This is a genomic window from Photorhabdus africana (assembly GCF_035181445.1).
In the GTDB taxonomy this organism is placed as follows: domain Bacteria; phylum Pseudomonadota; class Gammaproteobacteria; order Enterobacterales; family Enterobacteriaceae; genus Photorhabdus; species Photorhabdus laumondii.
Genome location: NZ_JAXBVE010000003.1, coordinates 129317 through 153567, shown reverse-complemented (window position 1 = coordinate 153567; position 24251 = coordinate 129317). Strand labels below are relative to the sequence as shown.

The window sequence follows — 24251 nt, the reverse complement described above, 5'->3', positions numbered from 1 at the left end:
CCTATCTCATTGATTCTACAGACCACTTGGATGAAAAGGCTGTATATCTTGGTACACAAGGGCTGGTTAGAAGTAGAGCATAATTATGAAAACTTATTTAATAAGAGCTTGGAAAATAATTGAGCATAAACATAATGACTGGAAATTAGAGATTGTTGGTGATGGATCAGATAAAGAAAGATTTATATCGCTAGCTCAAAAACTGGAATTAAAAAATATTTTATTTTATAAATCAACAAATAATATAACAAAGTATCTTCGAAGAGCAACAATAAGTATATTACCTTCTCTATTTAAAGGAATGCCATTAAGTATAATTGAAGCCAAATCTCAAGGATGTGCCGTTATTTCAACAAAAACAACTGGTAGAAAAATTTTAGATTAAAGAAATTAATAGGGATTCAATATGTTAAATAATAAAACAGTACTTATTACTGGCGGAACAGGTTCGTTCGGAAAACAATTCGTAAAAACAATTCTAGATAGATTCCCCCAAGTTAAAAAAATTATTATATTTTCTCGAGATGAGTTAAAGCAATTTGAGCTCAAACAACAATACCCTACCCCCCTTTATCCTCAATTACGTTTTTTTATTGGGGATGTTCGTGACCGTAACCGCATGATTCAAGCCTGTGAAGGCGTTAATGTTATTATACACGCTGCCGCAATCAAGCAAGTTGATACTGCTGAATATAATCCTACTGAGTGCATACGTACTAATATTGATGGTGCAGAAAATGTTATTCAAGCAGCTCTTCAGTGTGGCGTAAATGATGTAGTTGCCTTATCTACAGATAAGGCCTGTGCACCTATAAATTTGTACGGCGCTACTAAGTTAGCATCCGACAAACTATTCACAGCCGCAAATAACATTAAAGGCTCAAAAAACAGTAAATTCAGTGTCGTGCGTTATGGTAATGTAATGGGCTCTCGAGGCTCTGTAATTCCTTTCTTTTTAAATAAACGAGCAGATAACATATTACCCATTACTCATGAAGAAATGACCCGATTCAATATTTCTCTCCAAGATGGAGTAAATATGGTTATGTATGCTTTAGAAAACCATTTAGGTGGTGAAATTTTTGTTCCTAAGATCCCATCATATAGAATTCTTGATATCGCTAAAGCCATTGCTCCAAATAGCAAAATTGAAATTGTAGGAATACGCCCTGGCGAAAAATTACATGAAGAAATGATAACAGATACTGACGCATTAAATACTATAGACTTTGGTAAGTATTATGCCATTTTACCATCAGTTTCATTCACCTATACTGAAGAGGATTACTTAAAGCACCATAATGCCCAAAAAGTGCCATTTGGATTTAAATACAATTCTGGAACTAATACAGAATGGGAATCAATAGAGAGTTTACGTGCGCTAATTAAAACTCATGTTGACCCTAACTTCACTGTGTGAGAAATAAAATGATCCCATATGGAAAGCAAGAAATAAGTCAGCAAGATATAGATGCCGTCATTGATGTATTAAAATCAGATTTTCTTACTCAAGGCCCTAAAGTTCCTGCGTTTGAACAAAAATTAATTGAGCATACAGGTGCTAATTACGCATTAGCAGTTAATAGCGCCACCTCCGCTTTACATATTGCATGTCTAGCATTAGGCCTAGGCCCAAATGATTGGCTATGGACGTCGCCAATTACTTTTGTTGCGTCTGCTAACTGTGGCTTATACTGCGGGGCTCAAGTAGACTTTGTAGATATAGATCCCAAAACATATAACATTTGTCCGAAAAAATTAGCCGAAAAACTTGCGCAAGCTAAATCTGAAAACCGCCTCCCTAAAATTATTATTCCTGTTCATTTATGCGGTCAACCATGTGACATGGAAACTATATATGAACTATCTAAAGAATACGGTTTCAAAATAATAGAAGATGCATCTCATGCTATAGGTGGGAAGTATCATAATAGCCCTATTGGGAATTGTGAGTTTTCTGATATTACAATTTTTAGCTTTCATCCTGTAAAAATAATCACCACAGCAGAAGGCGGAGCAACACTGACAAATGATCCAAAACTCGCAGAAAGAATGGCATTATTTCGCAGCCATGGAATTACAAGAAACCCATCTGAAATGGAAGGCGAGACACATGGAGATTGGTACTACCAACAAATTGAGCTTGGTTTTAATTATAGAATGACTGAACTCCAAGCTGCATTAGGTATTTCTCAAATCCAGCGACTAAATGAGTTTGTAGAGTCGAGACATAAGTTATCTTTTCAATACAATACATTATTAGCTGATTTACCTATCACTTTACCATACCAGCTCGAAAATACTTATTCTGGATTACATTTATATGTCATCAAGCTACAATTAGATAAAATATCTCTATCTCACAAAGAGGTTTTTGACCAGTTAAGAGAACAAGGAATTGGTGTAAACTTACATTACATACCTGTGCATACTCATCCTTACTATAAAAAACTAGGGTTTAAACTTGGTGACTTTCCTAATTCAGAAAATTACTATAAAGAAGCAATATCCTTACCAATTTTTCATTCAATGAGCAATGAGCAGCAACTTAAAATTGTTAACTGCTTGAAACAAATCATTAAAAGTAATTAATAGGCATAACATGAAGAAAATCAAATACTGTAACACCTGTATGTATCCAGAAACTAAACCAGATATCTGGTTTAATGATGAAGGTAAATGTAGTGCATGTATTAATTACGAATCTCGTAGTGAGATTAATTGGGAAGAACGTAAGAAAGAATTTATAGAAATAACCAATAGATATAAATCTACTGATGGTTCAAATTATGACTGTATTATACCTGTAAGTGGTGGCAAAGATAGTACTTATCAAGTAATACGAGTGCTACAAACTGGACTTAACCCTCTTTGTGTAACAGCCGAAACAGATTCTTTATCTGAAATTGGTCAGCGCAATTTAGAAAATTTGAAGCTCTTAGGTGTTGATCATATTAATGTTACACCAAATCCAAAAATTCGCCGCAAACTATCCCGTTTAACACTCCGAGAAGTGGGTGACATTCAATGGGCCGAACATGTAACTATTTTTACTATCCCAATTCAAGTCGCTGTAGAAAAGAATATTCCACTAATTATTTGGGGGGAAAACTCTCAACATGAGTATGGAGGACCAGCTTCAGCAGCTGAAAATAACATACTAGACCGTAGATGGTTGGAAGAATTTGGTGGGATGTTAGGCATGCGAGTCGCAGACCTTATAGGCCAAGATGGAATCACAAGAAATGACTTAATTCCATATTTTTATCCTTCAGATGATGAGCTAAAACGAGTTAAAGTGACAGGTATTTTCCTTGGTTACTACTTTCCTTGGGATGGATACAATAATACTTTACTTGCGCAGGCTTATGGATTTGAAACTTATCCAACTCCAACTGAAGGCAGTCTCGTAAACTATGAGAACTTAGATAACTATTATCATCGCATACATGACTACTTCAAATATTTAAAATATGGATTTGGAAGATCAACAGATCAAGCTAATAATCATATTAGGCGAGGCCGTTTGGAGAGAAGTGATATTGTTGAGTTTTTAAAAGAAAACGATGGAAACTATCCATCTGTTTATTTAAAACGCCCACTAGAAAGCATATTGAACGAAATAGATATAACTAAAGAGGAATTTGACCAAATTTGTGATAGGTTTACAAATAAAAAATTATTTAAAACTGATCGCCAAGAAAATTTGATTCGAGATGCGAAAGGTAACCTAATAAAAATCAACTATGATAATTAATTGATTATGATGGTATATATTGTAGATTATGGAATGGGGAATATTGGCTCGATAAAAAGAGCCATTTCTGCTTGCGGTTTTGATTCAAAAATCGCATCAACTGCGCAAGATATCATGGTTGCAGATAAAATTATCTTGCCTGGTGTTGGTTCTTTCAATAAAGCAATGACTGAAATAAGAAGCCGTGGCCTTGAAGCCGCAATTATTCAATCGGCTTTAGAGGATAAAATTCCAACTCTAGGAATTTGTCTTGGAATGCAAATTTTAGCTACGGAAGGCCAAGAGCATGGAAAAACTGAGGGATTGAACCTAATTCCAGGAACGGTATCTCACTTGCAATCACAAAAAAAAGATATACGAGTTCCACATGTTGGCTGGAACTCAGTTAGTTACAGCCTAGAGTCTCCCATATTTACCAACATTCCTTCTAATTCTGATTTTTATTTTGTCCATAGCTATTATTTTAAAACACAATGCGAGCTGCATACTATCGCACAGACTCAACATGGTGAAACATTTACATGCGCTGTTCATAAGGATAATATTTATGGAACACAATTCCATCCTGAAAAAAGCCAACAATATGGCCTCAAGCTATTAAAAAATTTCTTGGAGCTATAAGCATGCTAAAACGAAGAATCATTCCAACTATGCTTTATTCTGACTTTGGCCTAGTCAAAGGTGAAGGATTTAACTCTTGGCGTCGTACTGGCTCAGTTATGCAAACAGTCAAAGTGTATAATATGAGAAATGTTGACGAGCTAGTTTTTCTCGATATTAAAGCCACTTTAGAAGGTAGAGAGCCTGACTATCAATTAATTTGTGATATAGCAAATGAATGTTTTATGCCATTCTCTGTCGGTGGAGGCATATCTACTGTAGAACAGATCCGAAAAATTCTCTTATTAGGTGCCGATAAAGTTGTTTTAAATACATCTGCAATTACCAACCCTAGCCTAATAAAAGAAGCAGCTGAAATATTTGGTAGTCAGTGCCTCATTGTTTCCCTTGATGTGAAATTGATTAACAATGAATACAAAGTTTTTACTCATTCGGGTAAGAACGAGACTAGCTATACACTAGTTGATGCTGCAAAAATGGTTGAGCAATTTGGTGCTGGTGAATTATTAGTCACCAGAATAGAATTTGATGGTACGTTACAAGGGTGTGACCTTCAATTGCTAAAATTAGCAGCAGATACTGTAAATATTCCTGTCATTGGAGCCGGGGGAATAAAAGACTATCAAGATATGTATGAGGCATTTGATAAAACAGGTATTGATGCAATAGCTGCTTCTGCCATCTACCATTTTACAGAGCAGACACCAAATTTAGCTAGGCAGTTTTTACTAAGTAAAGGCATCAGCGTAAGGAACTAATTGCATGAGACTAGCTATTATCCCTGCTCGAGGTGGCAGTAAACGAATTCCAAGAAAAAACATTAAAAATTTTCATGGAAAACCCATCATTGCTTACTCAATACATTCAGCTATAAATTCAGGATGTTTTGATAAAGTAATTGTATCTACTGATGATAATGAAATTGCCTATGTGGCAAAACAGTATGGTGCTGATGTACCATTCATTCGCCCTGTAAATATTTCTGATGATCATGCAACAACACTTGATGTCATCCAGCATGCACTAATTTGGTGTGAGCAGCAAAAATGGGAAGTATCCGATGCTTGCTGTATATATGCTACAGCCCCTTTTCTTGATGCTAAAGATTTAGCCCGTGGGTTAGATTTACTTCAACTCCAGAATGTCATGTATGCATTCAGCGCAACTAGCTTTGCATTTCCAATACAACGTGCGCTGAAAGTTGATCACGAGTTTAATGTTAGTATGTTTATGCCTGAGAATGAACAAGTACGCTCTCAAGATTTAGAAGATGCATATCATGACGCCGGGCAATTTTATTGGGGGAAAGCAGATGCGTTCAAGAAGAAATTACCTATCTTTTTACCTCACTCAAAAGCTGTTTTGATTCCTAGACACCGCGCTCAAGATATAGATACGAATGATGATTGGGAATACGCAAAGCTTCTTTTTAGCATTGTAAATAAATAATATGAAAATTGTTATACGCGCAGATGCATCAACTTGGATTGGTAGTGGTCACATTATGCGCTGCCTTGCATTATCAGATAGCCTGAAATTCTTTGGCCATCAAGTCTCTTTTTCTTCTATACCTCAACCAGGAGATATGATAGATCTTATAAAAGAAAGAGGGTACTCTGTTCTCCCGCTATCATCACCAAAAAGCATAAATCCGCCAAAGCATGATGCTGATTACTTAGGCTGGCTCCTACGTTCTGTTCATCAAGATGCTGATGACTTCCTGCAACATGTTACCCAAGCTGATATTATCATCGTTGACCACTATGGTATTGATTACCAATGGCACGAAAAAGTACGAGCTCAACTTAATTGCAAAATAGTAGCTATTGATGATTTAGTTCGGAAGCATTCAGCTGACCTAATAATAGATTCAACAATATCTAGGTGTAGCAATGAGTATCAACCACATTTTAAAATTATAACTGGTAGCGCCTATGCATTACTTAATAAGCAATTCTCACAAGCTAGAGAACTTGCTCTCAATCGAAAGCCACCAAAGCAAATAATTAATGTTTTAGTTTCTATGGGCGGTATAGATAAAGAAAATGTTACGCTAAAAATACTAAAGGCGATGATCGGTAACATTCATGCTAGCGTAAAAATTACAGTTCTATTAAGTCCAAGAGCACCACATTACCACACAGTTGCTGACTTTTGCGCCCTATATACATCGATAACACACATTGACTTTTCCCCAAATATAGCAGACCTCATGTTAAGTCATGATGTGGCTATTGGAGCACCAGGAACAAGTGCGGCAGAAAGAGCATGTCTTGGCCTACCGAGCATAATAATTCCTCAAGCTGAAAATCAACAAGAAAATAGCAAGCAGCTACAATTAAACAAAGCTGCTATCTGTATAGAAATAGACCAAATACAGTCTAAATTTTTAGCTGCCTTTGATGAGTTAATATTGAACTGGTTATCATTTTATGATGCAAATATAAAGCTTTGTGATGGATTAGGAATATATAGAGCAACAAGGGAAATACAGAAGCTGTATTCAGCAAGCTTACTTGAATTAAAAAATGCAACACTATCAGATATATCATTAATTTATGAATGGCAGCAACATCCCAATACTCGAAAATATGCACTAAATACTAGCATACCAACTTGGGAAGAGCATAAATTATGGATGACGAATAAGCTCAAAAGCCTTACGGATAAATTCTATTTAATCAAAGATGTAAAGAATAATATACCTGTTGGTGCCATTCGATTAGACAGAGAAAAACCATCAAATTATGTAATATCTATATTTATAGCTCCAAAATATTATGGCAATAGTTATGCCAATGAAGCACTGAGAATATTAGACACAGTTCATCCTAATATTTTTATTCATGCTGTAGTGAAGCCTGAGAACATAGCCTCGCAGAAGCTGTTTGAAAAATCCAATTATTTAAGAATTTCGGAAAACAAATTTTTAAGACCCCCTATTATTAAGTGAAAATTATGAAATCTTATATTACTATTAATGGACGTAAAATCGGACCTAACGAGCCACCATATATTATCGCTGAACTTTCCGCTAATCACAATGGGGATATAAATAGAGCCATTAAAATAATGACTTTAGCTAAAGAGGCTGGAGCCGATGCAATTAAATTACAAACATATACTCCAGATACAATCACCATGAATTGTGATTCAGATGAGTTTCAAATTAATGGAGGTTTATGGGATGGACAAACACTCTATCAATTATATAAAAGCGCATATATGCCTTGGGAATGGCATATTCCACTATTCAAAAAAGCAGAAGAACTAGGTATTACTATCTTTAGTTCTCCCTTTGACTTTACTGCAATTGATTTTTTAGAGGAATTGAATGCGCCAGCATATAAAGTTGCATCTTTTGAAATTGTAGATCTACCTTTAATTAAAAGAATTGCTCAAACCAAAAAACCCATGATCATATCAACAGGTATGGCGAATGAAGATGAAATTTTAGAAGCAATAAACACAGCAAGAGAGAATGGGTGCGAAGAATTAATTGTTTTACATTGTGTAAGTGGTTATCCAGCGCCTGCAGATCAGTATAATTTAAGAACAATTAGTGATATATCAAGAAAATTCAATGTATTATCAGGTTTATCAGACCATACAATTGATAATGCAACAGCTGTCGCTTCCGTTGCATTAGGTGCATGCTTGATCGAAAAGCACGTTACTTTAGATCGAAATGGTGGTGGAGCTGATGATAGTTTCTCGCTTGAACCTAAAGAACTGGAATTACTATGTAAAGACACAAAAACAGCATGGTTATCATTAGGTAATGTTAACTATGAAAAAACTGAAGCTGAAAAAGGCAATGTTAAATTTAGACGCTCTTTATACGCAGTAAGAGACATTGCAAAAGGTGAAAAATTAACACCAGAAAACATAAAGAGCATTCGTCCTGGTTTCGGTTTACCACCAAAATATTATGAAGATGTCTTAGGTAAACATGCAAATATCGATATAAAGGCAGGAACAGCACTTAAGTTTGATATTATTAATTAATATTAACGTTGCTTAATAACCAGAAGAAAATAATTATGATTTTACTTAATGCATTCATTTTTTTATTATTCCCTCCTATAAGGTTAAAAAATAAAATTTTATCCATCTTTGGATGCAATATACATAGAACTGCAAAAGTTGGTTTTTCTTTTATTTTAAGCAAACATATAGACATAGAAGAGAATTCTTTTATTGGAAGTTTTAATTTTATTTCAGTAAAAGGCCTTAAACTCAAAAAGAAAGCCTCTATATTGAAACTAAATTATATTAAGGGCCCTTTTTATGTCTATATGAACGAGAAAGCTTGTATCGGAAATATAAACAAGATTAGAAGGGCTCCAGATCCAATCTCGTGGGGTCACTCGATTTTAAGAATCGGAAAAAACTCTAAAGTAACATCAAGACATTTGTTGGATTGTACAAGGCCAATTATTATTGGTGATAATACAGTAATAGGGGGAGAAGCATCTCAATTGTGGACTCATGGTTATGTACACCATCCATATAATTCGGACAGAGCAAGGGTAGATGGCTCTATCCGAATTGGTAACAACGTATATATTGGTTCTGCAAGTGTCATAATGCCTAGCGTAGAAATTCATAATTCCATTAATGTTGGAGCTCATTCAACTGTTCCAACATCCTTAAAAAATTCTGGTTTGTATGTTTGCCAACCACTGCGATTTATACCTTCTTCGTATGAGCAAGTATGCAATAAATACTCTAAGATAAAAAGAGAAAAAAACCCAGAATTAATATTAAATAAAAAACATAAAAGATAAATTGGTATATCAGATGCTCAAAAAGAAACTTATTGAAAAAATATTTAAAGAATACTTAGATATTATATTTAAAGAAGCAAATAAAAATGAAGATATAACTATTTATTTTTCACGTGGAACATTTAAGCACGATATTCGCTATTTTATAAAAACAGACCAAGGCCAATCAGTCATAATTAACTCTAATATTTTGCGTATTTTATTTAAACAGTTAGTTTCTGATTTATGTCTAGAACAAATTATTTGTTTAGAGCATCGAAAATATGTAAATAATACTCTAAGCAAAATAATTTATATTTGGGAGAAAAAATTAGCCCAGTATAATAAGAAAATAAATGTAATTTTTGGAGGAGTAGATTACTTTGAGGTTTGCATGTTTCATTCAACAGCTAGCCCTAGTAGTAATATCAGCTATAGTGCATACTTTCATGAAAATTATACAATTGAATATGTGAAATCTGTTAGTGAAAAGATTTATCGTAGTATCAAAAATCCTATTTTGTTTGATCATTTATTCGTTTACGGCCCCCCCGCCTATGATATTTTAAAGGAGTTTACCTCTCCCCCTACATTGCCAACGCCTACAGTAATGCCTCGTTTAAGGAATATCTCTAACCGTTTCAAGCAGCAATTGATAAAAACGACAGGGAAGACGAAGGTACTATATCTTGCTTTTCCTGATTATGATTATTTAGCCCCATTAACTTTCAGTAGTATTTTAATAAGTTTATCAGCGATTAGTTATGAGTATGATATTACTGTAAAGTACAAAAATCTAACCGTTGCAAAAAAATACAAGAAAAGAATGGGGGAATTATCTAAAAATTTAAATTTTGTTGATGGTGATGTTGTTGACTATTTAGTAAATAATGACATTGTCGTAGCTTTCAACTCTCTTTCATTCTATGAGTCATTACTATCAAGATCTTTAATTATAATTCCTATTTTTTCTGATACCGAACATGATAATAATATTCTTCAAGAATCTCCATCCAGTATCAAAGAAATATTCGATTTTCAATCTATAAAATTTGCAAAAAGTGAGTCTGAAATAATCAATATCATTCAAAAATTTAAAAGAGATGAATATCTCGCAGCCTATGAAAAAGAAAAAGAAATGCGGGTGAAACTATTATCGAGAAAGTTTTATTATGATGAATAACGGAAAAATCATTGTAAATAGAATGTATTATTTTGCTATTTTGCTATTTTTAATTCAAATAATACACTTAATATTATTTACTACAGCACCAACATCTAGTGTAATGTTAACCTCTTTACTACTTTATAGTTTTATATTTTTATATTTTTTCATTATTAAAAAATCATCAATGACTTTGTCATTATTTAATATAAACGCTAATAAATTACTCTTCTTTTTAGTTCTTGGCACGTTAGGAAAACTAATAAGCAGGTACGATTATATTCAAGAATGGCTACAAGGTGGGCTCACATTATCAAGAAACTCTGAAATTGCGGGGAAAGGTGGTTGGTACAGTTATTTAAGCATCCTATTCTACCCAGCTACAATTTTATATTTCTTTGCTAATAAGGAAGTCTTACAGAAAAAAATTTACTTACTATGCAATGTTACTATTATCGCATTTTTGCTTATAGACTTTATCTTTGTAGGTACTAGAAATGTCCCTATATTTATAATATTAATATACTTACTAACAAGAAAAAAACAATATAAGTTTAATGGAAAAACTTTTCTTACGTTACTTCTCTTGATAATAGGATTTTTAATAATTTTTGATTATACAACCACAACTAGGTTAAATGGCATTTTTTCTTGGCAAATCCATCTTCAAAATACTATATCAACGCAAGTTGTAGGGATAAATGAAACGACCCTAAAATTTTTGAACCATTATGCTAGTTTTTTATACCCCTTAATATTTCTGACTCATTATCTAGCACACTCCATTGGTGAACTAGTATACCTTTTATCACATGAATATTCCTTTGGTTCAAATGGCCCTATATATTTAATCTCAGAGTTTTGTACTGCAGGACTTTGTGATAAAGACTATTACAATGATTTGATCCTATCCGAGAATATTCGAGCTGGTGTATATCAAACAATTTTTGGTTCACTATTTTATGATTTTGGTATTAGTATTGGAATTCTTATTTTTATTCTTATTTTTTCATTTAACTCATTATCTATCATCTTATCAAAAAAAATAGGAGTTATTAATTTTATGCTCCTAATAATACTTATACTTTCACCAATTGAAAATTATCTATATGGAGGTATGGGGCTAATTCAAATAGTGATGACCTATATCATATATTTAATATCTATAACTAAAATAAAATCCAATGGATAAATTAATTATCTTACTCTTACGAGCAGCATCTATTGGTTGCAAATTTATATTACTATTTGTTATTGCGAGACTCTTGTCTACTAGTGATGTTGGTATATATGGCCTTGCTACTTCGTTTATAAATATCGCAATATTATTTGTAGGCCTAGATTACTATACATTTGTTCAAAGGCAATTAAGTCAAGGAAAAAACACTAGTCTTATAATTACAAATCAAATGGCATTATACCTAGTACTTTATTTAGTATCCTTTATTTTTATTGCTGTTTTTTGTGGTCTAGAATATCTTCCTATAAGATATTTGATATTATTATTTTTGATACTAGTAATTGAACATATAAATCAAGAAGTATCTCGCCATTTGATTTATAATGAAAAACAGAAAGTTGTTAGCGTATTACTTTTCATTAGGTCAGGTTTTTGGGCTATTTTATACGCTGCATTTTTGTATTTAACAGATTATAAAGATGTCATATTGCTATTTTATTTTTGGTTATTTGGAAGTGTCTTGTCATTATTAATATCGATAAGTCATTTAAATAATGAAATTAAATTTAAACCTAGCCTAGTAATGAAATCACATATAATCAAAGGTGTTACCTCTGCTTTACCAATTTTTTTTGCTGGCATATCCTTCAAGCTAATATTTTTTCTTGATCGATTTTTACTCAAATCCATCTCTGATGATGAAACTGTTGGGATATATGTTTTTTATATAACACTAACAATGAGCATACTTGGCTTTTTGGAACCTTTGCTATTCTCATTTTATTATCAGCGGTTGCTAAAATTTTTCAATCAAAATAAATTTCAACAATTTGGTTTAACGTTGAAAAAATTAATTTTTAGCACTCTAGCTATGAGTTTAGTTATCAACATAGGTATATTCTTTATCAGTGAGTATGTAGTATCAATAACTGGTAACGAAATTTTTATAGAAAATTATTCACTAGTGAATTATATATACTTTATAGTTATTCTTTATACTATATCCCTAATGGCTCATTATGTCCTATACTCTATAAATCTAGATAAAATTATTTTCAAATCACATATCACTGCATTGCTTGCTTATACTCTCAGTTTCTATTTTCTAGAGCTAATGCATTCATCGTTCGCACTAGAATTAAAGCCAATTGATATAGTTTTTATATCAATGATATTATCCCTATGTTGGATGATGCTAACTAGCATTCTTCCTATATTTCTTTACAGAAAATTATTTTGTAGAAAAGATTAATTGAGGTGGAATTTTGAATATAGTTTTTATCGAGAACCGTTATAAAACATTCTTATGGTCTAAAATAGCAAATAGACTTAAATCCGATTTCCCTAATGCTAAAATATCTTGGATTATACAAAATAAACTATTCAAAAGACCCAAAGGTATTGATTTATACATTCCTTTCCCCAAAAAAAACAATCTATCTAGCGATAGGAAAGTTATCTTAGAAGACATTTATAAAATGGATAGAGGGAACTATTTATATAATAACGGAGGTTTACATTATAATTATTACTATGAGAAAATAAAAGAGCATCTAATTAAATTAAGGCCATCTATAATTTTCTCTGAGTGCACATTATTTCATGAATTAATTACAGCCAAGATATGTAATGAATTGAATATTCTATTTATTACGCCGTCATCTTCGCGTTATCCTGTTGGTCATTTTTCTTTTTATGAAAATGGAACTTTAATTCCATATAATAACAAAAAATTTGATGTTCAAGAATATGATATAAAACTAACTGAATCAATTTCTGAAAGAAAGCATGTCCCTGATTATATGAAAAAACCAACGGGGTTAAATTACCTATCTTTTAAATTAAAATTGTTATTAAATAACCTTACATCTTTACTATCATGGAGTTATGGTGAGAGATACAACACTCCATCACCCATAAAAAAAATAAAACTAAACAAGCTATTAAGGAAAAACATCGAGATTTGGGAATCGAATTACGCAGTCGATAAGAATAAAATTGAAGATTGGAGTAATGTTGTTTTATACCCGTTACAAATGCAACCTGAATCCAATATTGATGTATGGGGATATCCGTTCAATGATCAAGCCGAAAATTTGAAACGACTATCTGACGCCATCCCTAAAGACCACATTATTGTCATAAAACCAAACCCAAAATCAAAATATGAAATAAATAACAAGCTATTAGAAACCATTGATCAATTAAATAATGTGGTTTGTTTATCCCATTCAGTTAACATGGATGAAATATTTAACCAAATAAATACAGTATATACTGTTACAGGTACTGTTGGTATAGAGTCTATACTTGCAGACAAAAAAATAATTACCGAGAGAAACACTGTATTACTTGGTTACCCTAATGTTTCTATTTTAGAAAAAAGTAACATTTTACATATCCCTGCTACTTATTCAAAATATCAACTAATAGCTAATATTAGAGGAAATTCTTTTTTGGGTTTAATATCCGACCCTATATATAGTAATTACTGTATATCTCAAGAAAACATCCTTAATATAACAAACGCAATAAAAAACAAATTCTTTAATAAAAGTAAACTTCAGCCCCATGAAAATAATACAGCTCAGTAAGTACTACAAACCCTATTCAGGGGGAATTGAATCCGTTGTATCTGATATTTCGGAAAATATTGAAGGTGATAATAATGAAGTAATAGTAATTGCTACTGACTCACAAAAACTACCTAAGCATGAAGTGATAAATGGAATAAAAATAATACGTTCCAAAGAAATTTTCTCTTTATGCTCTACATCCATCTCACCTGGATATATTTATAATATGTTTAAGCATAGGTGCTGTGATATAATACATATACATCTACCTAATCCATTAGCTAATTTAGCTGTTTTTGTTTCATTTTTATTCGCGCGTAAAATTAAGATGCCAAAATTAATTATACATTGGCACAGTGACATTATTAAACAAAAAAAATCCTTATTGCTTTACACGCCTCTACTTAATTGGCTACTATCTAGAGCAGATAAAATAATAGTAACATCCGAGTCTTATTTAAAATCTTCTGAGCAATTAAACGGCTTTAAGGATAAATGCGACATCATTCCTATTGGCATAAACTCTTTAGAAGATAAAGTTAATGATGATTTAGTTCTTGCCATCAAGGAAAAATATAGAAATAAAAAAATAATTTTTACACTAGGCAGACATGTTTATTATAAAGGCTTCGAGTTTTTATTGCATGCGGCACCTAAAATATCAGATGAAACAGTCATATTAATTGGTGGTATAGGTCCTGATACCCCTAAATATAATAATCTTATATCTGACCTCAATTTAGAAAATAAAGTTTTCCTTATTGGTCGTGTTTCTGATGATGACTTGGCCAGTTACTATTATGCTGCTGATATATTTTGCTTTCCTTCCATTGAGAAGTCAGAGGCCTTCGGTGTTGCCCAGCTAGAAGCAATGTCACTTGGTATCCCTGTTGTATCTACTAACATTATCGGCAGCGGGGTACCATGGGTAAATTTAAACATGCATAGTGGTTTAGTTTGTCCTCCTCAAGACTCTTCTGCCTTAGTAGAAACGATTAATACAATTTTACATGATGATAATTTATTAATCTCTTTAGGCAAGGGAGCTAAAGAACGATATGTCAAATTATTCTCACTTCCTATTATGACAAAATCAATTAATTCACTTTATCACAGTATAGTGAATAAAAATTAATCAGCCGTAGGATTTGTATGAAAAATATTATTCCTGTTATATTAGCTGGTGGCTCCGGTAGTAGATTATGGCCTCTATCCCGCGAGTTGTATCCTAAGCAATTCATTAATTTAACTAGTAAAAATACTATGTTACAAGAGACTGTGGCTAGACTTAGTCAATTAACTTGTCGAAATCCCCTCTTTATATGTAATGAAGCTCACCGTTTTATAGTTGCTGAACAATTGAGACAATGCAATAGTTCTCACAATGGTATTATATTAGAGCCTCAAGGGCGGAATACTGCCCCAGCCATCACATTAGCCGCTCTAAAAGCTATTCAAGAATATGATGACCCTTTTTTACTTATATTAGCGGCTGACCATGTTATTACAAATGAACAAGCTTTTATTAATGCTATCGAAAATGCGATTGTTGCTGCCAGCGAAGAAAAATTAGTAACTTTTGGTATTGTTCCAACCAGCCCTGAAATAGGTTATGGGTACATAAAAAAAGGAGAAGCTCTTTCCGAAAATATTTTCACTGTGGATGCCTTTGTCGAAAAGCCTAATATTGATAAGGCCAAAGAATACTTGGCCACTAATAATTATTATTGGAATAGCGGCATATTTTTATTTAAAGCTGAAAGTTATTTGAAAGAATTAAAAAATTATCAGCCGGATATATATAAACACTGCGATGATGCCTTAGCTAATTCAATACTTGATTTAGACTTTATTAGAATAAACCCAGAGTCATTCAGTAAATGTCCTGAAAGTTCAATTGACTATTCAGTCATGGAAAAAACTAAGCATACCGTTGTCGTACCTATGGATGCAGGTTGGAATGATGTTGGCTCTTTTGAAGCACTATGGGACGTATCAACTAAGAATAAAGATGGTAATGTTATTTTTGGAGATGTTCTTGCCGAATCAACAATTGATAGCTATATATATTCGCAAAACAAACTTATTGCTACAGTTGGTGTAAATAACCTTGTTATTGTAGAAACAAAAGATGCTGTTCTTGTAGCTCAAAAAAACAAGGTACAGGATATAAAAAAAATTGTTCATCAATTAAAAAAACTAAATAGAGATGAGTATCTACAACATAGGGAAGTTTTACGACCATGGGGTTCACATGATGAGATTGCTCGAGGCGATAGGTTCCTTGTAAAACATATCATCGTCAAACCAAATAAACATATTACAACACAAATACATTATCATAGGGCAGAACATTGGATCGTCGTCAAAGGTACCGCGAAAGTATTCAATGGTAGCGAAAGTTATTTATTGACTGAGAACGAGTCCACATACATTCCAATTGGTGTACCACACTCCATCGAAAACCCTGGAAAAATTCCATTAGAGTTAATCGAAGTACATTCGGGAGCTTACTTGTCTGAAGATGATGTGATTCGTATAGAAAATAAACTCAAGGATAAATGATAACGATGGAACGCCTCACATGTTTTAAAGCTTATGATGTTCGTGGCCAGTTAGGTAATGAGTTAAATATTGACATTGCGTATCGAATTGGTCGAGCCTATTGCGAATATTTTAGTCCAAAATCAATTGTTGTAGGTGCAGATGTTCGTTTAACTTCAGAAGAATTAAAATCTGCTTTAACTAATGGGTTGCTAGATAGTGGTTGTGATGTTATTGACCTTGGTATGACTGGAACAGAAGAGGTCTATTTCGCTACTCAATATCTAGATGTTGACGGAGGAATAGAGGTCACAGCTAGCCATAATCCAATTAATTACAATGGAATGAAACTTGTACGGCAAAATGCTAAACCAATTAGTGGTGACACTGGATTACGCGAAATACAAAAAATCGCCGAGAGCAATTCATTTTCTCCTATATTTAATCGCGGCTCATACAAGAAATTATCGACACTAAATGCATATGTCGATCATTTAATGTCTTATATTACGCTCAGAAACATCAAACCAATGCGGCTAGTTGTTAATTCAGGTAATGGAGCTGCTGGGCATGTTATTGATGAAATAGAGAAACGCTTTCGTGAGTTTAGTATTCCTGTTGAGTTTATTAAAATTCAGCATATTCCTGATGGAAATTTTCCAAATGGTATTCCCAATCCTTTGTTAGTAGAAAATCGTAAAGTTACATCAGATGCTGTTCTAAAGTACAATGCAGACATAGGTATCGCTTGGGATGGAGATTTTGATCGGTGTTTTCTTTTTGATGAACAAGGCCAATTTATTGAAGGTTACTATATTGTAGGCATGCTTGCAGAGGCTTTTTTACAAAAAGAGCAAGGTGCTAAAATAATTCATGACCCCCGTTTATTTTGGAATACAATAGATATAGTAACACAGGCATCAGGCATACCAGTTATGTCCAAAACAGGTCATGCCTTTATTAAAGAACGAATGAGAGAAGAAAACGCTATTTATGGCGGTGAAATGAGTGCTCATCACTATTTTCGTGATTTTGCCTACTGTGATTCAGGGATGATACCTTGGTTATTGATCATTGAACTTTTGAGTACTAAAAATATAAAACTATTTGAAGCAGTTAAAAAAAATATTTATGCCTACCCATCTTCAGGTGAAATAAATTTAACCTTAGATGATCCTCAAAAATTCATTCAACACATATACGAATATTTTAAAAATAAAGCTTTGTGTATTAATTATACTGATGGTATAAGTATGGAATTTGAATTCTGGCGCTTTAATTTACGTAGCTCCAATACAGAGTCTGTCGTGAGACTAAACGTTGAATCAAAAAATAATACTAAATTAATGGAAGAAAAAACTACTGAAATTCTTAATCTTATACATATATTTCAAAATTAATATTTATACACATGATTTATTATTCATAATGAAACCTGATTATCACTTAAATTCAGCTCCCATAGGCGTATACTTAAAATAAGTCTGTATGGAGGTAAATGAAAATGGCTAAAAATCAGATTCAATTCCAAAAAGGCATTTCTATTCATGAGGTTATTTCATTATATGGTCATGAAGAACAATACCAGAAACAAGTGTTCGATATGCGCTGGCCTACGGGGTATCACTGCCCTCATTGTGGGCATGATAAGTATTGCCAGTTAAAATCTCGTCTCCTTTATCAGTGCAATCAATGCCATCATCAGACATCTTTGACGGCCGGCACATTGTTTTCTGCGTCAAAATTACCTTTAACTGTGTGGTTTTTGGCGATTTATCTCATGACTCAGGAGAAAAATGGGATTTCTGCACTTGAATTGTCACGTCAACTGGGCATTTCCTACAACGCGGCATGGCGTATGAAACACAAGCTAATGAAAGCAATGAAAGAACGGGATGACGAAAAGCCTCTCGGCGGGTTTATTCAGCTTGACGACGCATACTGGGGAGGGGCTCAGCATGGCCCCCGAGGGCGAGGGGCAAAAGGGAAATGCCCTTTCGTTGCGGAGGTTTCAATGAATGAAAAGGGCCACCCTATGTTCATGCGTTTCAGCGTTGTGAAAGGGTTTAAGACCGAGGAACTGACCCGTTGGGCTAAAGTGTATCTTAAACCAAAATCCCTTGTTATTTCAAATGGATTAGCTTGCTTTCGGGGGATTAAGCAAGCCGGGACTTTCCATTTGCCCCGCGTCACCGGCGGTGAAGCGCAGAGTGTTAAGCTTCCTTATTTTCAGTGGGTTAACACAATGGGCTGAATATGAAACCGGACTTAAGCAACGAGGGAGCATGACGCACTGGATAACCCCAGAGGCGATTCAACACTGGGCTGCCACAGCGCGTACCATGCTAGGCAGAAGGTCTGATGGCTTCGGTTTTCTCGCTGATGTCACTGGCACTAGTCATTCCTGATCACATTATCGTCAGCCGGCAGGCGATGTCGTTACCCCATAGCCAATGTTTATGCCTGAAGGGCCGTTAGATATCCTCATTGACAACACAGGGTTTCAGGTCAGTGGCTGCAGACAAGCACAGCGCAAAGTCCCGACGCGGCTGGCATAAGCTGTATCTGTCGGTCGATACCACGACGTTTTCCGTAGTGGCACATACGCTGACAGAGCAGAATGTGGATGACCCGTCACAAGTTGCGCTCCTGTCCGACCAGATTGAGGCACCAATAGCCCAGGTGACGGCGGATGGTGCCTATGATGGGGCACCCGTAGGCGGAAATCGCACAACGCGACAGCCAGATACGGGTAGTTATCCCTCCGCGGTCAACGGCAGTCTCCGACAGCACAGACCCATCCAGAGAAACCGGCACCTGGCATATATCCGGGAACAGGAGCGGCTGGTATGGCAGAAAGCCGTGAGGTATGGCAAGCGGGCACTGGTCGAGACCATAATAGCGCGCTACAAGACGCTGATTGGCCCGCGCCTGCGTGCGCGGAGTTTCGCGATGCAAAAGACGGAAGCGGCCATCAGAGTGGCCATGCTCAATCGGCTGTTAGCCGTTGCACGGCCGCAAGGTGGAGGGAGAAAGCCGCCTGACCCGTTGGGGAAAAGGAGACTTCTAACCACCACCTATCCATGCACCAACGCCCAGAAGGACGTCTTGCACTAACAGGATAAATACAACTGTAACAAGTAAGTAGAAATAATATGACCATATTAATCACCGGAGGAACCGGCTATATCGGTTCACACACAGTATTAGCGCTTCTGGAAAAAGGAGCTGATGTTGTTGTTATCGATAACCTTTGCAATTCATCACCAGAATCTCTTCGTAGAGTTGAAAAGCTTACTGGCAAATCAGTGAAATTCTACCAAGGTGATGTGCTTGATCTGGATTTATTAAATAAAATTTTCCAAGAAAACAAAATAGAATCTGTAATTCATTTTGCTGGATTAAAAGCGGTTGGTGAATCTACCAGAAAACCCCTTGAATATTATCAGAACAATGTTACTGGCACCCTAGTTCTGTTGCAGGCTATGCGTGCCAACGGTGTACATCAACTGATTTTCAGCTCATCGGCAACGGTTTATGGTGATCCTGAATTTGTACCACTTACTGAAAATGCTAAAGTTGGTGGTACAACTAACCCCTACGGCACCTCCAAGCTGATGGTTGAGCAAATTCTAAAAGATTTTGCCGCTGCCGAGCCAAGTTTCAAAATCACCAGCCTGAGATATTTCAATCCTGTTGGTGCACACTCATCAGGTATGATTGGCGAAGATCCTAATGGTATTCCCAATAACCTGTTACCTTATATCACTCAGGTTGCTATTGGTCGTCTGGAATGTTTATCAGTGTATGGCAATGATTATCCAACTAAAGACGGTACCGGTGTTCGTGACTATATCCATGTGATGGATTTGGCTGAAGGCCATATTGCTGCGATTGACTATCTGGATAAACAACAATCCTATGAAGTTTTTAATTTAGGCACTGGTGCTGGTTATTCTGTACTTGAACTACTTCATGCTTTTGAAAAGGCATCAGGTAAAGATATTCCATATAAAATTACAGATAGACGTCCTGGGGATATTGCTGAGTGTTGGTCTGATCCATCCAGAGCTCGGAATATCCTTGGCTGGCAAGCAACGCGCAATATTGACGATATGATGCGTGATAGCTGGAATTGGCAAAAGAATAACCCTCATGGTTTTCGCTCAGGGAAAGAACGCTAAAAGCCTTTTTACGATTGACTTAGCCACTACTCGATTACTCACAATCCTAGCCAGAATAGCAAATAACTATGAGCTGGCAGATATTCTGCCGTTAACAATCAGTGCCGTAATTGCTGGTGCCAAAGGCTGGGAAGAAATTGAAGGTTTTGGTGTTGAGCAGTCGAGGATTGTTAAAGCAATACGGTAAATTTGAACAGGGTATTGTAACTCATGACACCATAGTCCATATGGTTATCTGTATCAGCACCAAGCTGTTTCAAAAGTGTTTCATTAAATGGATAAATATTTGCCATGAACTGATGAAAAGCTCAGGGAGTGCCGCAGATGGAAAAACCGTCAGGCGCTCCTAATTCAGCGCGGCGACTTAGCAGAATTACTATCTCGGATAAAACATATTGCAGTGAATATACTGAATAACACAAAAATATTTAAGATAGGATAGACACGAAAACAACGATGAATACAGCCTATCTATCTGAAATTCTTGCTAAGCAGGCCCTTCCGTAATCTTTTTCATAATACCATCATTAAAAAATAATGTATCACTAGATCTTAGTAATTTACTATAAAAGTATTATCAAAATAATTAATCTATTGGTCATTTTATGAAAACAGAAAACTCAAGAGAGTTACTCAATGATGTAATAGAGTGGGATATAGGTAATTGGAGTCATGCGTTAAAATATTGGCAGGACCATTCTAATCTAGAATTAAAGTCAGCTAATATTCTAGAACTAGGCAGCCGAAATGGTGGATTATCACTGTGGGCAGCATTAAATGGAGGTAATGTTTTATGTACGGATCTAAATGGCCCTACTCCAAAGGCTCAGGAGAAACATAAGCGTTATAATATAGAAAACAGAATTCGATATGGTAAATTAAGTGCATTAGATATTAAATATAAGAACCATTTTGATATCGTTATGTTTAAATCAGTATTAGGTGGTATCGGCTATAATTCAAATAAATCTGCACAAAAAAAGGCGATTAATCAGATTTTCCATTCATTAAAAGAAGGGGGTGAGTTTTGGTTTGCAGAAAATTTGGTTGCATCACCATTGCATAAGTTTCTCAGAAAAAATTATGTTAATTGGGGAAATGCCTGGGGCTATGTTACTGTCAACGAAATGGTCGAGTATCTGTCAGCATTTTCAAATGTTAATTATACAACTTTAGGTTTCCTTGCTACGTTTGGCAGGAATGAATCTCAAAGAAAATTTTTAGGAATGTTAGATAATAAAGTTCTAAATAAGGTCGTTCCTAAACATTGGCACTATATTATCATCGGTGTGGCAAAAAAGTAATCCAGAGAGTCTCTAAAAAATTTAGTCTGTTAGGTTATATCCAGTGATGTTTTTTCATTTTTAAGTTTACTGACAATACAAGCGAGTCCCCCCAACAAGGAAAGATCTTCTAATAGATAAATAAGAATATCGATGAAGATCCCCCTGCATCCCCTCCTGATTTCTGCTAATCTGTGCCCCTTGTTTCTGGGGGGCTTTATGCTAAACATCGTCTTATTTGAACCTGAAATCCCACCTAATACCGGTAATATTATTCGCCTTTGTGCTAACACCGGATTTCAATTGCATCTGATTCAGCCTCTGGGTTTTACCTGGGATGATAAAAGGCTACGTCGAGCCGGGCTGGATTATCATGAGTTTGCCAATGTTAAGCAACATCATGATTATTTTGCTTTTTTAGAGAATGAAGGATTAACAGGAGCGTCTTCTGCTCGTTTGTTTGCTCTCACCACAAAAGGAACTCCGGCACATAGTGCTGTAAGTTATCAAGCAGGCGATTATTTGATGTTTGGGCCGGAAACCAGAGGGTTACCACCTTATGTATTGGATAATATGCCACCACAACAAAAAATTCGTATCCCAATGCTAGCAAACAGTCGCAGTATGAATCTTTCCAATTCAGTGGCTGTTGTTGTTTTTGAAGCCTGGCGGCAATTAGATTATCAGGGCGCTATCATCAGAGAATAGTGTGCCAATAATGCCTAATATCGCTACACATTCCTGCAATGGTTCAATGTGTTATTGACCATATCACGGTAATTTTTTCTTCTTTACGTGGGTCACAGCAATGCAGTTTAGGAACCGCTCTGCACCAGACCCACGATGAGAATCAGATAACCATTTTCGTCATGTTCTCGGATGAAGCATGGTACGGCCGCGATGGTTATCAGCTCTGTACTCCCATATCGCATCCAACCAAAGATGGGCAAAAGCAACAGGTTTTGGCAATGTAAGTGACCGAATGTCCATGATGTGTCGTTAGGAAAACAGTAAGACATCAAGGGCATAGTTTTTTCCTGGATTTTCTGTACAAGTTTTTGCGCCAAATCATCATTCATCACAGGACGTAGGTGCTATGATTAGTATAACTTAACCCTATTGGGGAATTTTTTCTCTTTGAAAATTGATTCATATAACTTATATCGGGGTTGATTCCCTTAAATGATCTACTATTTGATAAAACTATTTAGATCATAATAATTTAACAAAGTTATCATTAAAACAACTTATTTTCATTGATATATATTGGTTACACTATGAAAGCAAAAATTTCAAAAGAATTTCTCCATGATGTCATAGAATGGGACATATATAATTGGAGTCATTCGTTAAAATATTGGCAAGATCATTCTGGATTAGAATTAAAGTCAGCTAATATTCTAGAGCTAGGTAGTCGAAATGGTGGGTTATCATTATGGGCAGCATTGAATGGAGCAAATGTCTTATGTACTGATTTAGATGGCCCTACGCCAAAAGCACTGGAGAAACATAAGCGTTATAATATAGAAAAGAGCATTCAGTATGATAAATTAAACGCATCGGATATTAAATATAAGAACCATTTTAATATTGTTATGTTTAAATCAATATTAGGTGCTGTCGGTTATAATTTCAATAAAACAGCACAAAAAGAGGCTATTAATCAGATTTTTCATTCATTAAAGGAAGGGGGTGAACTTTGGTTTGCAGAAAATCTGCTTGCATCACCATTGCATGAATTTCTCAGAAAAAATTATGTTAATTGGGGAAATACTTGGGGCTATGTTACCGCAAAAGAAATGACAGATTATTTATCAGCATTTTCAAAGGTTAATTATACAACATTAGGCTTCCTTGCTACGCTTGGTAGGAATGAATTTCAAAGAAAATTTTTAGGGGTGTTAGATAATAAAGTTCTAAATAAAGTCATTCCTAAGCATTGGCACTATATTATAATAGGTGTAGCAAAAAAATAATTTATATACCCGTCATCTTTCAAGTTGCCTCCTTGTTGGCTGCACTCACTCACCCCGGTCACATAGTTATCTATGCTCCCAGGGATTCGCTCCCTTGCCGCCGCGATGCATCTTGAAATCCATAGGGTATAGAAGATTTCACACGTTAAGCATGCCAGATCATATTTCCACATTCAGCATGTGAAAATATGATAGC

The 24251-nt window shown here is 34.9% G+C and carries 25 protein-coding genes and 1 pseudogene; all 26 read left to right on the top strand.

Translation table 11 applies throughout. The annotated features are described in order from the left end of the window. Positions 1-85 precede the first annotated feature (85 nt). The 26 genes and pseudogenes from SLS51_RS02825 to SLS51_RS02705 all read left to right on the top strand — a co-directional run bounded on the left by SLS51_RS02825 (position 86) and on the right by SLS51_RS02705 (position 24055). Complete coding sequence (locus SLS51_RS02825) at positions 86-385, top strand: glycosyltransferase (RefSeq protein WP_323835308.1); 300 nt, start codon at positions 86-88, stop codon at positions 383-385. A gap of 21 nt (positions 386-406) precedes the next feature. After that, complete coding sequence (gene pseB, locus SLS51_RS02820; protein WP_323835306.1) at positions 407-1420, top strand: UDP-N-acetylglucosamine 4,6-dehydratase (inverting); 1014 nt, start codon at positions 407-409, stop codon at positions 1418-1420. Between the two features lie 8 nt (positions 1421-1428). Next, positions 1429-2592 (top strand): UDP-4-amino-4,6-dideoxy-N-acetyl-beta-L-altrosamine transaminase, encoded by a 1164-nt coding sequence (gene pseC / locus SLS51_RS02815; RefSeq protein WP_323835304.1) that lies wholly within the window; start codon positions 1429-1431, stop codon positions 2590-2592. 10 nt (positions 2593-2602) lie between these two features. Next, positions 2603-3757 carry an N-acetyl sugar amidotransferase gene (locus SLS51_RS02810; protein WP_323835302.1) on the top strand — a complete coding sequence of 385 codons (1155 nt, stop codon included), beginning with the start codon at positions 2603-2605 and terminating at the stop codon, positions 3755-3757. Between the two features lie 6 nt (positions 3758-3763). Next, positions 3764-4378: an imidazole glycerol phosphate synthase subunit HisH gene (hisH, locus tag SLS51_RS02805; protein ID WP_323835300.1), complete on the top strand. Its 615-nt coding sequence runs from the start codon at positions 3764-3766 to the stop codon at positions 4376-4378. Between the two features lie 2 nt (positions 4379-4380). Next, on the top strand, positions 4381-5136 hold the full coding sequence (hisF, locus tag SLS51_RS02800) for an imidazole glycerol phosphate synthase subunit HisF (RefSeq protein ID WP_323835298.1): 756 nt from the start codon (positions 4381-4383) through the stop codon (positions 5134-5136). 4 nt (positions 5137-5140) lie between these two features. Continuing rightward, a complete protein-coding gene (gene pseF / locus SLS51_RS02795) occupies positions 5141-5827 on the top strand; it encodes a pseudaminic acid cytidylyltransferase (RefSeq protein ID WP_323835296.1) in 687 nt (228 codons plus the stop codon). 1 nt (position 5828) lies between these two features. Beyond that, the gene (pseG, locus tag SLS51_RS02790; protein ID WP_323835294.1) at positions 5829-7331 is read left to right on the top strand and encodes a UDP-2,4-diacetamido-2,4,6-trideoxy-beta-L-altropyranose hydrolase; all 1503 of its coding nucleotides are present in this window, start codon (positions 5829-5831) and stop codon (positions 7329-7331) included. A 5-nt stretch (positions 7332-7336) separates the two neighbouring features. Next, positions 7337-8386, top strand: coding sequence for a pseudaminic acid synthase (pseI, locus tag SLS51_RS02785; RefSeq protein ID WP_323835292.1), 1050 nt, complete (start codon positions 7337-7339; stop codon positions 8384-8386). A 35-nt stretch (positions 8387-8421) separates the two neighbouring features. Continuing rightward, positions 8422-9168 carry an acyltransferase gene (locus tag SLS51_RS02780; RefSeq protein WP_323835290.1) on the top strand — a complete coding sequence of 249 codons (747 nt, stop codon included), beginning with the start codon at positions 8422-8424 and terminating at the stop codon, positions 9166-9168. Between the two features lie 13 nt (positions 9169-9181). Further along, on the top strand, positions 9182-10330 hold the full coding sequence (locus SLS51_RS02775; protein WP_323835288.1) for a hypothetical protein: 1149 nt from the start codon (positions 9182-9184) through the stop codon (positions 10328-10330). Then, positions 10320-11504 carry a hypothetical protein gene (locus SLS51_RS02770; RefSeq protein WP_323835286.1) on the top strand — a complete coding sequence of 395 codons (1185 nt, stop codon included), beginning with the start codon at positions 10320-10322 and terminating at the stop codon, positions 11502-11504. The genes SLS51_RS02775 and SLS51_RS02770 overlap by 11 nt, the downstream gene beginning before the upstream one ends. Next, entirely contained in the window at positions 11497-12744 is a 1248-nt protein-coding gene (locus SLS51_RS02765; protein WP_323835284.1) for an oligosaccharide flippase family protein, read from the top strand. The genes SLS51_RS02770 and SLS51_RS02765 overlap by 8 nt, the downstream gene beginning before the upstream one ends. 13 nt (positions 12745-12757) lie before the next feature. Next, complete coding sequence (locus SLS51_RS02760; RefSeq protein ID WP_323835282.1) at positions 12758-14086, top strand: capsular polysaccharide export protein, LipB/KpsS family; 1329 nt, start codon at positions 12758-12760, stop codon at positions 14084-14086. Further along, positions 14064-15203: a glycosyltransferase gene (locus SLS51_RS02755; RefSeq protein WP_323835280.1), complete on the top strand. Its 1140-nt coding sequence runs from the start codon at positions 14064-14066 to the stop codon at positions 15201-15203. Before SLS51_RS02760 ends, SLS51_RS02755 begins: the two co-directional genes overlap by 23 nt. Before the next feature lie 17 nt (positions 15204-15220). Continuing rightward, positions 15221-16633: a mannose-1-phosphate guanylyltransferase/mannose-6-phosphate isomerase gene (locus SLS51_RS02750; protein ID WP_323835278.1), complete on the top strand. Its 1413-nt coding sequence runs from the start codon at positions 15221-15223 to the stop codon at positions 16631-16633. A 5-nt stretch (positions 16634-16638) separates the two neighbouring features. Continuing rightward, positions 16639-18012: a phosphohexomutase domain-containing protein gene (locus tag SLS51_RS02745; RefSeq protein WP_323835276.1), complete on the top strand. Its 1374-nt coding sequence runs from the start codon at positions 16639-16641 to the stop codon at positions 18010-18012. A gap of 104 nt (positions 18013-18116) precedes the next feature. After that, positions 18117-18860 (top strand): annotated as a pseudogene (locus SLS51_RS02740) (IS1595 family transposase); the annotation flags it as partial. 37 nt (positions 18861-18897) lie between these two features. After that, positions 18898-19020, top strand: a complete 123-nt coding sequence (locus SLS51_RS24100) for a hypothetical protein (protein ID WP_369293933.1) — start codon at positions 18898-18900, stop codon at positions 19018-19020. 103 nt (positions 19021-19123) lie between these two features. Further along, complete coding sequence (locus SLS51_RS24095) at positions 19124-19729, top strand: transposase (RefSeq protein WP_369293932.1); 606 nt, start codon at positions 19124-19126, stop codon at positions 19727-19729. A gap of 38 nt (positions 19730-19767) precedes the next feature. Beyond that, a complete protein-coding gene (galE, locus tag SLS51_RS02730) occupies positions 19768-20796 on the top strand; it encodes a UDP-glucose 4-epimerase GalE (RefSeq protein ID WP_323835274.1) in 1029 nt (342 codons plus the stop codon). Beyond that, complete coding sequence (locus tag SLS51_RS02725; RefSeq protein WP_323835272.1) at positions 20768-20983, top strand: hypothetical protein; 216 nt, start codon at positions 20768-20770, stop codon at positions 20981-20983. Before galE ends, SLS51_RS02725 begins: the two co-directional genes overlap by 29 nt. Before the next feature lie 418 nt (positions 20984-21401). Beyond that, positions 21402-22100, top strand: coding sequence for a class I SAM-dependent methyltransferase (locus SLS51_RS02720; RefSeq protein ID WP_323835270.1), 699 nt, complete (start codon positions 21402-21404; stop codon positions 22098-22100). A gap of 198 nt (positions 22101-22298) precedes the next feature. Continuing rightward, on the top strand, positions 22299-22787 hold the full coding sequence (gene trmL / locus SLS51_RS02715; protein WP_323835268.1) for a tRNA (uridine(34)/cytosine(34)/5-carboxymethylaminomethyluridine(34)-2'-O)-methyltransferase TrmL: 489 nt from the start codon (positions 22299-22301) through the stop codon (positions 22785-22787). 38 nt (positions 22788-22825) lie between these two features. Then, positions 22826-23053: a hypothetical protein gene (locus tag SLS51_RS02710; protein WP_323835266.1), complete on the top strand. Its 228-nt coding sequence runs from the start codon at positions 22826-22828 to the stop codon at positions 23051-23053. 303 nt (positions 23054-23356) lie between these two features. Next, positions 23357-24055, top strand: coding sequence for a methyltransferase domain-containing protein (locus tag SLS51_RS02705; RefSeq protein ID WP_323835264.1), 699 nt, complete (start codon positions 23357-23359; stop codon positions 24053-24055). Positions 24056-24251 lie beyond the last annotated feature (196 nt).

What these genes read in the sequence shown, in the direction of transcription:
- SLS51_RS02745 (WP_323835276.1), top strand. Translation starts at nt 16,639, where the DNA reads ATGGAACGCCTCACATGTTTTAAAGCTTATGATGTTCGTGGCCAGTTA.
- hisF (WP_323835298.1), top strand. Translation starts at nt 4,381, where the DNA reads ATGCTAAAACGAAGAATCATTCCAACTATGCTTTATTCTGACTTTGGC.
- SLS51_RS02810 (WP_323835302.1), top strand. Translation starts at nt 2,603, where the DNA reads ATGAAGAAAATCAAATACTGTAACACCTGTATGTATCCAGAAACTAAA.
- pseB (WP_323835306.1), top strand. Translation starts at nt 407, where the DNA reads ATGTTAAATAATAAAACAGTACTTATTACTGGCGGAACAGGTTCGTTC.
- pseC (WP_323835304.1), top strand. Translation starts at nt 1,429, where the DNA reads ATGATCCCATATGGAAAGCAAGAAATAAGTCAGCAAGATATAGATGCC.
- SLS51_RS02725 (WP_323835272.1), top strand. Translation starts at nt 20,768, where the DNA reads ATGGTTTTCGCTCAGGGAAAGAACGCTAAAAGCCTTTTTACGATTGAC.
- SLS51_RS02770 (WP_323835286.1), top strand. Translation starts at nt 10,320, where the DNA reads ATGATGAATAACGGAAAAATCATTGTAAATAGAATGTATTATTTTGCT.
- SLS51_RS02750 (WP_323835278.1), top strand. Translation starts at nt 15,221, where the DNA reads ATGAAAAATATTATTCCTGTTATATTAGCTGGTGGCTCCGGTAGTAGA.
- SLS51_RS02825 (WP_323835308.1), top strand. Translation starts at nt 86, where the DNA reads ATGAAAACTTATTTAATAAGAGCTTGGAAAATAATTGAGCATAAACAT.
- hisH (WP_323835300.1), top strand. Translation starts at nt 3,764, where the DNA reads ATGATGGTATATATTGTAGATTATGGAATGGGGAATATTGGCTCGATA.
- trmL (WP_323835268.1), top strand. Translation starts at nt 22,299, where the DNA reads ATGCTAAACATCGTCTTATTTGAACCTGAAATCCCACCTAATACCGGT.
- SLS51_RS02775 (WP_323835288.1), top strand. Translation starts at nt 9,182, where the DNA reads ATGCTCAAAAAGAAACTTATTGAAAAAATATTTAAAGAATACTTAGAT.
- SLS51_RS24100 (WP_369293933.1), top strand. Translation starts at nt 18,898, where the DNA reads ATGACGCACTGGATAACCCCAGAGGCGATTCAACACTGGGCTGCCACA.
- SLS51_RS02755 (WP_323835280.1), top strand. Translation starts at nt 14,064, where the DNA reads ATGAAAATAATACAGCTCAGTAAGTACTACAAACCCTATTCAGGGGGA.
- SLS51_RS02780 (WP_323835290.1), top strand. Translation starts at nt 8,422, where the DNA reads ATGATTTTACTTAATGCATTCATTTTTTTATTATTCCCTCCTATAAGG.
- SLS51_RS02765 (WP_323835284.1), top strand. Translation starts at nt 11,497, where the DNA reads ATGGATAAATTAATTATCTTACTCTTACGAGCAGCATCTATTGGTTGC.
- galE (WP_323835274.1), top strand. Translation starts at nt 19,768, where the DNA reads ATGACCATATTAATCACCGGAGGAACCGGCTATATCGGTTCACACACA.
- pseG (WP_323835294.1), top strand. Translation starts at nt 5,829, where the DNA reads ATGAAAATTGTTATACGCGCAGATGCATCAACTTGGATTGGTAGTGGT.
- pseI (WP_323835292.1), top strand. Translation starts at nt 7,337, where the DNA reads ATGAAATCTTATATTACTATTAATGGACGTAAAATCGGACCTAACGAG.
- pseF (WP_323835296.1), top strand. Translation starts at nt 5,141, where the DNA reads ATGAGACTAGCTATTATCCCTGCTCGAGGTGGCAGTAAACGAATTCCA.
- SLS51_RS02720 (WP_323835270.1), top strand. Translation starts at nt 21,402, where the DNA reads ATGAAAACAGAAAACTCAAGAGAGTTACTCAATGATGTAATAGAGTGG.
- SLS51_RS02705 (WP_323835264.1), top strand. Translation starts at nt 23,357, where the DNA reads ATGAAAGCAAAAATTTCAAAAGAATTTCTCCATGATGTCATAGAATGG.
- SLS51_RS02710 (WP_323835266.1), top strand. Translation starts at nt 22,826, where the DNA reads ATGGTTCAATGTGTTATTGACCATATCACGGTAATTTTTTCTTCTTTA.